Genomic DNA, 13,918 nt, shown 5'->3' with positions numbered 1-13,918 from the left:
CATTCTCCTAACTGGATACTATGATGCCTACGTCCATATGGGCGGGCAAATATTCGCTTAAACGAACGCTTAAGTTAGCCATTCTCTGCGGTTGATATAAATGGTGAAACACACCCATTTCTGATCCATCGTCTGCACCGCATTTTATTTCTTCAGCACAGCAATCAGTCAATTGACAATAAGTCTGTTTTCCGTAACGCACGCTATTAAACCTTGGATGAACTCGTAATGATTCCTGAGTTTGTGCCGTCTGAATAATCGCAGAACTTGGGCTGGGGTGATTTCTCTCGATTGCGTTTTGCGATAATTGTTTTGCTACGGCAGAGGTGACTAGATCTGGTTGGCAACGATAACGTCTAGGGGTTCTTGAGCCTGGTGTTACATAACAAAATCTTATACAGCCTTTTTGTCGTCTAGCGACTGTGATGCGACCATCGAATATGGTGTTCTCTGCCAACTCAATGGCATGTACTTGAGTATGTCCAAAGATTGTTGAACGTTTAACACTTAAACACACATGTGCTACTGGACAGCCAGGCGCACCTATTACTTCTATTTCAGGATCAGTTGCATCTACAATGCTGTCTGAAATGCATATGCGAATGGGATCCAAACGTACTTCAATAAATTCATCTGGACAATCAAGAGAGTCATTCGAGCTAGCAGTAGAATCATCACTTTCGTCGTAATCAACGGCGTAATCATGCCGTTTTATTTCAACTGAAGAATCAACCTGAATTGCGCCCAAAATACTATGCTCGATCTTGACACAAACGTTGGGGCTAAATAACTCCAAACTTGGTTCAGTTCTATCAGGCTCGCAATCACTATCGGTTTCCCAACCGGGTACTAAAGTGCAATGTCGAATAGTTAAATCACACAATGCACCATTAACTTGCACACTGCGGCCGGTAATTAAGAGTCCATCTAAAATTAAGCAATCAAGACAATCTCCGTTCACAGATAATGAATCGGGTTTATCCGTTTGCCAATCAAGTAATCTGATAACGGGCCGCTTGCGATTAGCAGAACGTAATTCCAAACTCTTCAGTTTTACAGCTTCAGATTTATTATCATCTGAACAACAATCTATATTGATCTGTTCGACATACACACCACTATCGGTAATTTCAATGCTTGCGTGTTCTGGTTTTTCAGACTTCCATTGGTCGAGAGCGGCGTTTATGGTTGTTAACTTTTCATCTCTACCAACCCGATAAGTTTGCACATGTAAAATTGGACGTTCATATTCACCACCACCTACATCAGCACTAAAACCGTAATGGTAATTAACCCAAACACCCGATTTAGGAAAAGCACGCTTAGGAAAGGCAATACGCCCTAATTCAGGATCAACAGCAACCTTGCCTTTTGGAGGGAAATAATGCCATTTACTTAGATCAGAAACGACTATGTCATTTATAGAGACCGGTGTTCTTTTGCGGCCTGTAAAGATAGTTAGACTCTTCTTTTTTCCATAAAAGTGTTGCAAACTTTCCTTGATTCGCGATCGTCTAATCGGCACTGGTAAATTAAATTCTTCGGCAATATGCGTGGGTTCGGTTTCTGGTTCAGGTTTGTTATATAAAGGCGTATCGTTACCTAAAACACTAAAGGTAAAACAATTAGGACCAGAAGACTCCAAACAATATGCAGGTGTTTCAGTCACAGAAAATGCCTTCAAACGCCATACAAAAACCCCAACACTGGGCAAGTTAACTCTGCCTTTGGTATATTTTGAGTTAATACGCCGCACATCTACATTGTGAGCCGCTTTATCAAAAGGGCCATCCAACAACTCTAAACACTTGTTATCGCGTATATCTAAAGTTTTTCCACGCATTAAATTAAGATGTTTAACTGGCTGTGTATGTGCCAGCAATTGATAAAATTCAACTGCTCTGGCAGGCCAGGCAGCAATATCATTGGCAAGTAATTCAAGTAATGCCAAACTTCCTTTACGTCGTCGATAACGAATAGTGTTGGCTACTTCACGGCGAGGTATTAGTATTTTATTACGTAATTGCTCTTGTACATTATTGCCGCTTGTCGGTTCACCGGCTTCATGCACCGGCTCGTACCCAATCAATTCTGCCAAATACGGGACCACCCAGTCTTCACAAGTTTCTATAAACCAATTTTCGTTTAATTGACGTATATCATCTTCAACTAAATTTACTTGCTCGGAAATTACCTGCAATAAGGCTTTAAGCGCTTCACCTTGCTCAGCATCACGCATGCGGTAGATAACGGGTAGCAATTCATAGAGACGATCTATTCGTGGATCTTTCATGAAAGACTCTCAATTTGATTTAAAATTAATGTTGATGGAACTTTTGGTGTTAAGAAAGCCAGTTGTGCAGGCCGTATATGCCTATTTTCGGGAATACTTACATCCACAGCAGCAGTTTGCACAATAATTCGCTGCGCAATCGGTTTTCTGGATGAAGTTAGAACGCCGTCGGAATTTGATATGTAGAGAATTTCAGCGACGGTACTAGTAATTTCGTCAGGCGAGAGAATTTTTCGTTTGTAGGGTAAAACGAATTTTTCATTATCTTTTAAACCATTCTGGGCTCTGAGCATTTCGATATCTCGTCGATCTAAAGCCCTTTTCTCAGGCACACCTCCAAACGCATTAACATCGACGTAGGCAACACCACGCACCGATTGCATAACTTTTATTACCTCACTCAACATAACGCTATGGCCAATCTCACGACGTTCGAAACTAAAAGCGTCAAGTAGCTTTTCACGCAAACTGGGTTCTACTGACTCCCACTGGTAATCAGGAAGAATAGCAACCGCAGCCTCAATTGTTATGAACATCAACTCTCTAACCGCCACCTGAATGGCTTGTTGTGGGTCACCAAAGTCGTGTAACGCTGTGCGTAGATTTCTTAATAAGTCTGAACTTTCATCGATAGGAATATCTTCAGCGCCAGCTATAGTGACGTGCACAAATTGTTGTCGTCCATCACTGATTTCAACAGCTTGGGCCTTACCAATTCCTGCGTAAACTCTAGAGAAATCTTGATAGTCTTGTACTGAAACCAATCTCTCCAGAGATTTAATAGCTAACGGCGCATTTTTCCTGGCTTGATCGCGAGTTTCTCTATTGGCCCCACCGGAGGCAGGCAGAGGGTTAGTAACGTCTTTAACTCCCAAAGGTTTAGTCGATAACATGGAAATTTGTTGAGCATTTACATTACCGTCTTTACCTATGCCATTGCGATACATGGCTCTGACATTCTCGGTTCCTGTTGGCAAACGTGAACCTTTAACACCATTACCAAAAATTATTTTTGTCTTATCTTCATTATCGGTTTTAGTAATAAATTTCCTGTCGCAAGCCTCAAGCTCTGCCAACGACATGGCTTCATGCCACTCAATATCATTAACTAATACTTTTAGGGAGCTATTAATTCCTGTTGGATTATTCGCAGACACATGGGTTAGCGGGAACTGTTTTAGTTCAAAGGACTGAAATGTTTGTGCACCACGTCCACTGCCAAGAATTTCATGACGACTTTCACCATGTGTTGCCTTAACGACATTGCCATAAATTGTTACTGTGTCGCGTTTAAAACAATAGGCCAGTTTTTCGGCTAGTTTCACAAATGTATGAAGCTTTTCGCCACGACGTATACTTGAAGCAGACGCAGCACCCTCCTTCTCAACCTCTACATTAATCACATCTTGCGTTACTTCACTTAGCATGGCCAGTTCACTAAAACGCACACCCGACGTTCCAGCTATATCACGCTCTCCAGAAACAATCACCCAACGTCCTGACTCCAAGCCTTCATAGAAGCCATCCAGCTCAATTAGATCCTCATCACCACCACAAACAAGTTTATCGATGGGTTCTTCGGCTAATTCAAGCTCTTCAGGTTCAGCATATATCTTGGTATTTTGTATATCCGAGAAATCGCCTGGGTCAATTTCAGTGTGCAAATCCCACCAGTTATTATTTAGAGTAACTTTTGTTAACTCACCAGCAATGCCATATGCATTTCTTGAGATAGTCTCTACCGCAGCAGTTTTATAAACCTCGGGTTCAGAATTCAATCTCTCAACAGCAATGAACGTATCATTTTGAATTTTGGAGTATTGTCTATCTAAATGGAGAATATTTTCAGCTTCTACAACAGTATCTAAATCCCAGGGATGCCATTGAGCTTGCCTAAGAAGCTGCCCTGTTTCCTTGCTATAGGCTGGTTCTTTTGAAGCATTATGACCAAATAGTGGTGCTGCTGTTCTCAGTGCATATACTTTTACTTCGTTCGCCGGTGTAAGTATCGCGTTAGCAGTTGCAGTCTTTAATATGCGTTTTAATTTTGGTGTAAAACTAGCTACTGACTTATAACCAGAGGCTGCCTTACTTTTAAATTGCCCAGCAAGCGTCCTTCGTAATCTTAAATTATTTTTTGGTTGCACAGAGGGTGGCAAGACCAAGTCATTTAATAAACTTGAGTTATTATATTTACCAGACCCTGATGGACTTTCACTAGAGCCACCATTGAGTATTACAAGCGTTCTATTTGCAAGAGAATCTAATTGCAATTCCTGTACACGATGAAATTTAGGTAGTTCACTACCAAACTGAATTAAGAGCGGATCGTTAACCTCAAGATTTGTGCTTACACCTTTCAGATAAACTCTTGGAGCGTGAACATTCGATTTATAATTTACAGTGGTAATACTTTTTAATGTTTGTGGCCTGGATACACGTGGTTTTAAATCATTCCACTGTGCCCTCGCAGTTAACTCTTCACTGGTTTCAAATGCCTGCGGCAACTCATCAGGGCCAGGAATACTCTGTGCCCTGCTACCTATAGGTAAAACTGTTTCTTCTTTAAAATTATCATCAATGTTATAGGCTAGGAAAACACTGGATGAAACCCCTGGTCTGGGTTTGTATCCTACTAATCTAGATAACTCGAGTATAGAACGACGCTCTGTTGCTGTGCGTAAGTAGCCCTCATTTGCAATGCGTTCCTGGTAAAAGGTCATTACATCGCCCACGCTTGCCCAGGCATCTAATAAAGCGATGGATGGGTCCGATTTATCTCGCGTAGTCAATCCCTGTAAGGGATATACTTTTCGAAGATTACCGTCAGTATCTGGTTTTTCTAAATAATAGCCGGTTAAACGAGCTCTCATGGTTTCTAAAAAACTAGCGTGCGTTCCAATACGATATTTAATCTCAGATAATCCCGAGCGGTTATAAGTTGGTAATGGAGTGACTATTTCTACGCCTTCGCAACATCCGCAAGATTCAGGGATAACACTTTTTGGTGAACAACAGTCGGCGCAATGAGTTTTCATCTGCCACCTCGTATATCTAGAGTGAGCATTCCATTTTCAACAAAATTCGGGTCGTTATCCAAGCGAGCAATTTCAAACGGACTGAGCGTTAGCAGTCCATTTTCAATTTCGTTATTTGCGTTTTCACACCAACGTTGGAATTTGCCAACCTCTACGCTTGCTACACCTTCGACGCACTGAGCCGTCGCTACAAGCTTACTTAGATAAATATCTTCTCCAAAACTTAATTTATCAGGATGAAAGAATCCAAGCTTGCCATCTAGCAAGCGTTTATTGCTAAATAATTCAAGTAATTCAGCTTTAACGTGACCACGTAAATAATTTGGAAGTACACAAACATTAAGCTCTATATCCAGGGGCACTCGTTGTGCTGATTTCACCACTAAATCGTGCCCCATACGTCTATAGCGATGTATACAAGCACTAATTTCATCTAACAATTCTTGATCAGCGTATTCTTTACTATAAGGATCGATCGCCACTAAAACTTCATACCAGCTGCCCGTCCAGCGTAACTTGGCATAAGCATTTTGAACCTTGCTTTTAAATTCACGCAATACTATGTCTGCATAATCGCCAGCAATAATAGCGCGCTGTAATTCTTCACGGAACGCTTGTGGAGCAAATTGCTTAACATCGATTAACGGCTCAGCATTTACGCCACCTTGTGCTGGCATTGGATTTCGCACTGATAAATTAACACCGTCAAAAGCAGTCTTCGCCGAGTAAATATGTGATATTACTTCGGCGCCAACATTGCCTGATACGCCGTTACCAATGCGATAATTTGCCTTAAAATTTGATCCTGGCTCTGGTCTACGGCCCATTTCATTGTTGCCGAAGCGTAAGTGTACTCTGCCATCATTATCCAGTTCAGCGACAAAATGATGATCATTGGCCGTGCTCGATAATAAATCTTGTTGCGAAAACCATTCCTGTTTAGTTTCTAATTCTGAATTACTTACCAAACCTATCTTTGCAATGGCTTCACGCTCGTTTTGGACAAGCATTTGATTTGCGGGCATGTCTGTTATTAACGGCTCACAAAAAGTTAAAGGCATATAATCCAAACTAGGATTGTAATCAATTGGAACAATGTGACTGACTTGAGCCAAACCTTCTTTTTTACAGCATTCAACTACATTTCCTTCAGGTACTTTAGGAAATTCTTGTTCTACACTACGGCCATGATCAACCAGTATTACATTGCCACAGGCAATACTAACGTCCTCTAGTAGCTTACATTCAGGGGCTGAACTTAAATTGGATAAACACAAAGGAAATGGCAAAGCATCTTCTTCGCTCCAGGTGATATGAGTAATTGCTTGTCCATTTAGAGGATCAATATCAGCTGCGATATGGGTAAGTTTAATGGCATGTCTATGCTTAGGGTTTGCATCTTGAGGATGGCCAGTTTGTGAACCAATGACTTCTTCCAGAATAAGTACGTCACCAACTCTCAGATGCAACTTGGCTGCATTGGTTAACGATGCCGGTACTGTGTTTACCACTTGTGAGCCGTTGTTGCCTTTCTCATCGCCTTTATCAGTATTGTCACTATTATCGACGGGGACTTCGGGGTCACAATGCACGCTGCCATCATCTACTGATAATACCCACTCACCTACCAAGGTTGCCGTAGTGCAACCGCGAGCTAAACAACATTCTTGATCGTCCCAAGTGTAAAAACGAATACGATTATGAGCTTGGTAAAGCTGTATTGGGGGTTTTGGTAAAGATTCAAAAACCTCATAGTCAGTCGTAGATAGTTTTCGCAGATCGTCGTCACGCAATATAGTGCTAAGAGCATTAATACTTTCATCAAAACCTGCAATAAACTGTATTTTCTCATCAGGCAGATTAAGTAGTATATTCTGACTCACAGTCATGCAAATCCATGCGCGTGCATTGCAACCTTCATGCATCTTGTAATCAACCAGACGAGCGTGACGTCGTATAGAAATACGTTGTCTGGCCGTATCCAAATAGGCTTCAGTGGCAACAGCATCCTGGTAATAACTCAAATAATCACCTGTGTATGCCAACACTTCTACTAATGCGATTCCAATATCAGGTACATGACGCTCCTGCCAGTCAGGCATTGTTAATGCCATACGATCTAAAATCAATTGCCTAAAGCTGGCATAATCTTTTGCAAGATAATTAATATCGGGTTCATCTTGCTTTACTTCAGGACAGATTATTGCTTGCTTACAATCTAGCTCACTGTGACAGTCAACTTTAAAACTAAAATCAATACGATCGTAGCGCGGATCAAATTGAGCGTGTTTCTCTAATTGGCCCTGTGCATTTTTTTCAACAACCCTTAAAGTATAGTTAGAGAAGTCGCCCGCCTTATCAACGATCACTACCATAGTGTTATCAAAATCAGCACTATCATGAGTTACCATTTCAACGCTATTAACCTTGATGTCGCGAATACGTTGACCGCCTTCAATAAGAATGTTTTCAGCACTAAGTTCTACAGGTGATTTTCCCAAAAGATGTACGGTTAAAGTGGACTGGTTACTACCTTCTTCCACTGAACCCACTTCAAGGAAATCCAAACCATTTAATTTTTGATGCTGGCGAATCTTTTCCCGGCGACGATTCTTATTACAAATTAAGGTACTCATGATGCTACGCTCCGTGTAAAGCTAGTCGAGGCTATCGCTTCTGTCCGGCGCACTTTGTAAACTAGATTGACACGCAAAATTGCATCTTCACTAGTTACATCAAGTTCTTGTACTTCAATTAAATCCCCTAGCCACTGTTGCAATCCTGCCTGCACAGTAAATTGTAAAGTTGCAGCTAATTCAGGACGGTTCGGCGCAAAAACTAATTGCATTAAACCACTCCCAAAGTCTGGGCGATTTACTCGCTCGCCAGCATTGGTAAACAAAAATTGTTCGATCATGTCTCGAATATGATCATTGTTATCAGTCAGTCCAGTTTGTCCGCGACTGGAAAAATGAAATGGGAAATCTATATTCATAATTTTCATATCCCTAAAGAGCGGTCACGCGCGTTTGTGTAGCAATAATTGATAAAGGAGTGCCTGTCGGAGTACAAATTGCCTGACTACTTTGAACCACTAAGGGTTGGCCATTAGATAAAACGCGCGTAGTACCACTTATCCACTGTGCCGTTAAACATGGCCCATTCGCAGCGTTAGGTGGCGGCAATGTACAACCAGCAACGACATAAGGAGCCGTTATTAAGGTTGTTGCTTGTCCACTCACAGTGACCCGTGGATTAGGTGCAGTTGGCGTTGCCTGTCCTGCATGAGAACAAAGAACTTGTGCACCAACATGTACTAAAAATCCAGGCATAATTAATTCCTCAAGTTATCACTAGCGCGCCATTGTTAACCGTTATAGTTGGTCCGGTCATGACCAGACTGGCTCCTTTGCCGTTTTGTATATAAATACCCGTGTCATTTACAATGATTGATGCACCTGTGGCGCTCTTTAGCATCAGCCCACCCGTTGGCCCTGGCAAATCACTAATAACAAAAGCGTTTTGGCCTGCTGTCTGCATCACTATATTTGGAGAAATGGGTAGCCCAGCATGTGCCAATGGAGGCACATCCGCAGAACTTCCCCAACGGCCACCAACCCAAATTGGATAATCCACATTGCCTTGTTCGAACTCCACCCAAACACCTGCACCTATAGGTGGAACCATGTATACACCCATCGCAGGCCCAGTAGGTCCAGATAACGGCGTGCATGGCTCCGCCCACGTTGAAGGCACCAATCCCAGGGCGTCAGGAATACTTAATATGAGCCTTCCACGTAATTCAGGATCAACATTATTAATCACTGTTGCCCGATATTTACCGAATAAATTGTCGTTATCACTCATGGTAAAACCAGCGGTGTGTTAGAAATTAATCCATCACGCGATAAGGTGAAGTTTTGCTTGTACTCACCCGGCTTAATGTCGTGGCTAACACTATCTACGTAGTACATGCCATCGTAAGCCAGTCCAGCTCCACGAACCCCAACTAATAATCTTGATTTGAGAATATGACCATATCGCATGACATCTATAGACCCAGTAGCACTAACTGCAGAGGAGTTGTTCATTAAGTGTCCAAGAATTTTCTGAGCAGCTTTGGCGGGACCCAATTTGGCTCCTGTTTTATCAAAGGTAACTTTTGCTGGTGCAGTTGGTCTTGCACCTAAAGGCGGCTTAAACACATTTATATTGGGTAGTGGGATTGGCACCACCACCTTTTTACTTATTGGGTCAAGAATACTCATGATCGTTATGTTTTTAGCTAAACCATCTAATGCGAAACTTAGTGACTCTACGTTTGTATGAGCATCCATATTCATGGTCAAAGCTGGTTGTGGCACAGGCACATTAATATCCGGGCCAAAATACGCGATGCTTTGTCCAGGTGAGGGACCGGGCATTACAAAAAATACATAACCAACCAGTTGCGCTAATCGTTTTATAAAAACCCGATCAGTCACTGTTTGCGTTTCCCAACGCTCAGTTAGCCCATCGGGTATATCGATAAAGGGAGGAATTACTAATGGCACAACCCCTAACGCTGCATACGGCGCTAGAATTGTATAAATTTTTGCAACAATTGGCATGGCAGGGTAAGGCAATATATTCTCGATCACATCCATTGCAATACTCAAATCCTCGCCCGTAATCGTTAATGTCGATTGCCCAACGTCACTGCTTGGCGCCATAGCTTGTCGAGTAACAATTCCATCCATTAGTACATGCGGAAAACCATTTAAGGTAGCGATAATAATGACGCGTGTAATCATTGGGTCAAAGTACCCAGCTGGCAACATTACGTTTAATAACAGGGAGTTTTTACTGACATTAAAGGTTAATTGAAAACCGCTGCGATCTTTATCGTGACTTACTTGCACCCCACTTAATGAATCAACCACCATTGCTGGTGCTGGCACAGGGACGGCCGGCCCAATCAATAAAGTGAGATGAACACCCTTAAGCATTGTCTACCCCTGGAATTCCGTCGGGCAATGTGATGCGTAAGCGACGGCCAATGTCTTCGGTCAGTTCATCTGGCAACATTGCACGATTCGCATCACATAGTTGCCAAAATTGTTCTGGATTACCTAGGTAATGGGCGGTTATATTATCTAAGCGCTCATTTTCGGTAACCACATGTTCTTGCAATAAACTGAAGCGTTCGGGATGCGGAATAAATCGGCGTTTGATAAAAATCACCTTTTGACCATCCTTTTTTTCAAGTATCTTGGTTTCAATGCCGTGATAGCGACTTGTCGGTGGAAATAAAGCTCTATTTAGGGCGCCTGCTTGTATCAATGCTGCTAACGGATCGTTCATCAGATTCCCTCTATACCAAATATATTTAACGAACTAGAAAAATGTTTGCTCGATAACTGTTCTTTGTTCTGTAAGTAACTCATAAATAAACTACCGCCTTTGTGATCAAAGCCAAGGTCATCGACACTGAGCACACGCATGCCTAAGCTTACTTTTGCTCGTATCGGATTAAGTGATGGATCGAAGGCTTCCTCAGTAATACTAAACTCCGTTAAACGCACAGGTAAGATGCGATTTTTACTCCAAATAAATAACATCAATGGGGATTCCATCGGTGCAATTTCTATCGTTCCCAAACTGGCTAAAACGTTATTAGCGTTAAGTGATTGGCTAGTGGGATAAATGGTAGTTTCCAATACTGCCAAATGTGTTAGCAAACCACTTTGTACAACATTTTGATGCTGTTCTGGAAACTCCAGTTGGTCGGCCGCATCTATTACAGCATCCAATTTTATGGTTTCAACGGGTGGACCTTTGAGGCGCAAGGCTTCAGAACGATCACCACCATCACCACCCGCACCTTGAACTTGCAAAGTACGCGTTAATGTATCCGGGTTATATTGCAAGGCTATGACTCGTAACACCGCGTTCGTACTTGGATTTAAAAGCACTAAACCACTTTTAATAAGTTTTGGTGAACCTGGAAACGTTGTCATAATTGTTATCCTTAAAGCATCGACTACATCATTAAATTGCTACGCCAGACCAAGCTTGATTGCCCAGCGATTTAACTTGCCTTGATCAGCATTTGCATACTGCATTGGGGCTGAAGTGCGGCTCCTGTACATCAAGCCTTCCAATTCTGTATTACTAACTTTAATCTTTGTTGACGCTGACGAAGATTGCTCAGTGCCAACAATGGATATATCAACTAAAATAGCTGGCAAAGCTGTAATCACTATTTCGTCAGTGCTTTTTTCCAACTCAAGCATCTCGCCGATGCTGTAAGTGTGGGTTTTGTTAGAAGTCCTCATAATTTTTCCAGTCGTTATGCGTTGGCATATATCGTTTGGCACTGAACGTTATCTAAATTTTTTCGGGAACTTTGACGCGGAGAGAACATTATGTTTCGCTCATCTGAGGGCTGAACAATTCCAGTATGCAAGCCACTATTTAGCAGAATATGTCCAAACTCATGAGCAAGGGTTTCAGGAAATGCCGTCGGATATATCACTGTATGATTGGCAAAACCAACACCACTCGCAGCACAGGACGGGGTAATGCTATAAGCATGGGCTGAAAAACCTGAAACTGATGCCGGATAGAACGCTCGTATGCGACTCGACAAGCTATGCGCGGCCGTGGCATTGGTGAACATCGAAGTCTCCTCGGGCGGACTAGTGCTGCAGGATGCCGCTGTCGCTAAATCCGTATCGCCGCCTAGCCAGGATCTGGTAGTCGCTTCAGACTCAGTTGTTGGACTCTTGCCAATTGAAAATTGGACGCAGCATTGCTTAAAAATTCGATTTGCAACACCTAAATCAGATGCTGGTGACCCCGTAGAGCCAGCAAGCCTCACGAAATCAACACTGACTGTTTTTACAGAAGGGCAACGTACAAAGTCTGCCCAAAGCTGTTCAAGTTTGGAGCTGGATAAATCACCAACAATATCCTCCACCATATTGCCGTAGCCCTTAGCCGCATATTGATTACCAACAGCTTGTAGCCTCGCAGCGGGGTTGGGATCACTCTTAATTTCTGTTAGTACAGCGAACAATCGTTCTTCGTCAGTGCCAGCCCCCTCAATTGCGAGCTTAATTTCATCTTCAAGCGGTAACACGCCTTGTTGCCTCAAGGTGTTCGTAGTTGTTTGTTCCGTACCACTGAACTCATCATTTAGTCGATCACTTAATGATTCTCCATACTCAGTTTGATATGCTGTGTGGATGAGGATTAAATCCGCTGGTGTTCTGCCAGTCAAGATGGCTTGTATTTCTAGCTCATCTGTACCCATACCTTCAACCGCGTCTCGCAACCTCATTGCAACACGGAGCGGCTCATCATGATTCAGTAATAATCGTACTCGGTTATACTCTGAGTCGGACAGTTCATCACGCAACATCACATCTAACGTAGACCCAGTTAACAACCTGAACCGCGCTTCTATGGCGCGTAGCTCAACGTTACTCCGACCAGTCAACGCCGTATAAATTGCTTCTTCATCCGTGCCAAGCCCAGCCATCGCCGCTTCTAATTGATTAGCGATCACGGTCGCTCGGTCTTCGTCAGTCACGGCTCCACCCGTTGCGCCCGGCAATAACGTTTGAAGATAACGCCATTCACTATCATTAAGGTCATCACGAAGATCAACCAGAAGTCCATTACCCGACATCGTTTGGTATACGGTCTGGATATCAGCCCATTGAGCCGCAGTGCGTCCCGCCACTGCTGCGTATATAGCCTCTTCATCCGTTCCCAACCCACGCATCGCGTTCCATAAACGTCGTGCGGTTTCCGTCGCGGCCGTTTCTCCTTGGAGTAGCGATAAGGCATTCGAAAGGTCATCTCTGGAGAGCTCGTCGCGCAACATCGCTTCCAGAGACTCACCACCGGAAAGCGCCAGATAGGCCGCTTTAATATCCGTTATTTCAGCCGCCGTTCGGCCTGTTAGTGCGTTGAAGATAGCTTCTTCATCGGTACCGAGCCCATCCCCCGCTTGACGTAAGGTTGTTGCTATCTGCTCAGCTGCAGTTCTTTGTTGAAAAACTGGTTTTGCTTTTATCTTCACACTGGATGCATCTGATGGCATACGGCCGGTTTCAGCAAAACGATCTGCCTCTTTCTCGTAGGTGTCTCCTGGTGTTGAACGGTACCCTGCAGGAGGACCGTTACTACGATGCTGCTGATGCACATGAGCTAATTCATGGGCAATCAAATTTCTACCAGCCGTCGTACCCGCTTGGTACGTACCCCGCGCAAAATAGATATCGGTGCCAGAGGCCACCGCGACCGCATTCTGGCGATGGGCAAACCCACCACTGGAACTGTCGTTATGAATTCGAACCCGATCAATCAACGACCCTAGGCTGGGACGAAAGTGTTGTGCCAACGAAGCGCCAAGAGGTTGTCCACTGGTCCTGCCAAGAGAAGGTGAAGCGACTGATCCCGGTGTTTTACTCGATTTTTCCTTACGCTGCAGAACTAGCTCATCTTTCTGACAGCTACTGCACTGCTCACTGCCCTGCTTTTGCTGCCCGCATGCACATTTACGCTGCAAGATACCGCTTGAATGTGGAGAAAAAGT

10 protein-coding genes are annotated in these 13,918 nt (G+C 43.3%); all 10 read right to left on the bottom strand.

The window, feature by feature from the left end:
* Positions 1-7: 7 nt before the first annotated feature.
* The 10 genes from AC3RV5_RS10295 to AC3RV5_RS10250 all read right to left on the bottom strand — a co-directional run bounded on the left by AC3RV5_RS10295 (position 8) and on the right by AC3RV5_RS10250 (position 13,891).
* Positions 8-2,239, bottom strand: coding sequence for a hypothetical protein (locus AC3RV5_RS10295; protein ID WP_489731832.1), 2,232 nt, complete (start codon positions 2,237-2,239; stop codon positions 8-10).
* Positions 2,240-2,289: 50 nt separating this feature from the next.
* Positions 2,290-5,331: a putative baseplate assembly protein gene (locus AC3RV5_RS10290; protein WP_489731831.1), complete on the bottom strand. Its 3,042-nt coding sequence runs from the start codon at positions 5,329-5,331 to the stop codon at positions 2,290-2,292.
* Positions 5,328-7,967, bottom strand: a complete 2,640-nt coding sequence (locus AC3RV5_RS10285; RefSeq protein WP_489731830.1) for a putative baseplate assembly protein — start codon at positions 7,965-7,967, stop codon at positions 5,328-5,330. The genes AC3RV5_RS10290 and AC3RV5_RS10285 overlap by 4 nt, the downstream gene beginning before the upstream one ends.
* The gene (locus AC3RV5_RS10280; RefSeq protein ID WP_489731829.1) at positions 7,964-8,326 is read right to left on the bottom strand and encodes a GPW/gp25 family protein; all 363 of its coding nucleotides are present in this window, start codon (positions 8,324-8,326) and stop codon (positions 7,964-7,966) included. The genes AC3RV5_RS10285 and AC3RV5_RS10280 overlap by 4 nt, the downstream gene beginning before the upstream one ends.
* Positions 8,327-8,673: 347 nt before the next feature.
* On the bottom strand, positions 8,674-9,198 hold the full coding sequence (locus AC3RV5_RS10275) for a phage baseplate assembly protein V (RefSeq protein WP_489731828.1): 525 nt from the start codon (positions 9,196-9,198) through the stop codon (positions 8,674-8,676).
* Positions 9,195-10,319 carry a hypothetical protein gene (locus AC3RV5_RS10270; protein ID WP_489731827.1) on the bottom strand — a complete coding sequence of 375 codons (1,125 nt, stop codon included), beginning with the start codon at positions 10,317-10,319 and terminating at the stop codon, positions 9,195-9,197. The genes AC3RV5_RS10275 and AC3RV5_RS10270 overlap by 4 nt, the downstream gene beginning before the upstream one ends.
* Positions 10,312-10,674, bottom strand: a complete 363-nt coding sequence (locus tag AC3RV5_RS10265; protein WP_489731826.1) for a hypothetical protein — start codon at positions 10,672-10,674, stop codon at positions 10,312-10,314. The genes AC3RV5_RS10270 and AC3RV5_RS10265 overlap by 8 nt, the downstream gene beginning before the upstream one ends.
* Positions 10,674-11,330: a hypothetical protein gene (locus AC3RV5_RS10260; protein ID WP_489731825.1), complete on the bottom strand. Its 657-nt coding sequence runs from the start codon at positions 11,328-11,330 to the stop codon at positions 10,674-10,676. Before AC3RV5_RS10260 ends, AC3RV5_RS10265 begins: the two co-directional genes overlap by 1 nt.
* 39 nt (positions 11,331-11,369) lie before the next feature.
* Positions 11,370-11,648 (bottom strand): hypothetical protein, encoded by a 279-nt coding sequence (locus AC3RV5_RS10255; RefSeq protein ID WP_489731824.1) that lies wholly within the window; start codon positions 11,646-11,648, stop codon positions 11,370-11,372.
* Between the two features lie 14 nt (positions 11,649-11,662).
* A complete protein-coding gene (locus AC3RV5_RS10250; RefSeq protein WP_489731823.1) occupies positions 11,663-13,891 on the bottom strand; it encodes an eCIS core domain-containing protein in 2,229 nt (742 codons plus the stop codon).
* Between the last annotated feature and the right edge of the window lie 27 nt (positions 13,892-13,918).

Source organism: Paraglaciecola sp. IT1134, assembly GCF_058068185.1.
Note: the sequence above shows the minus strand (reverse complement) of the source record. Positions and strands in the feature narration are given on the sequence as shown.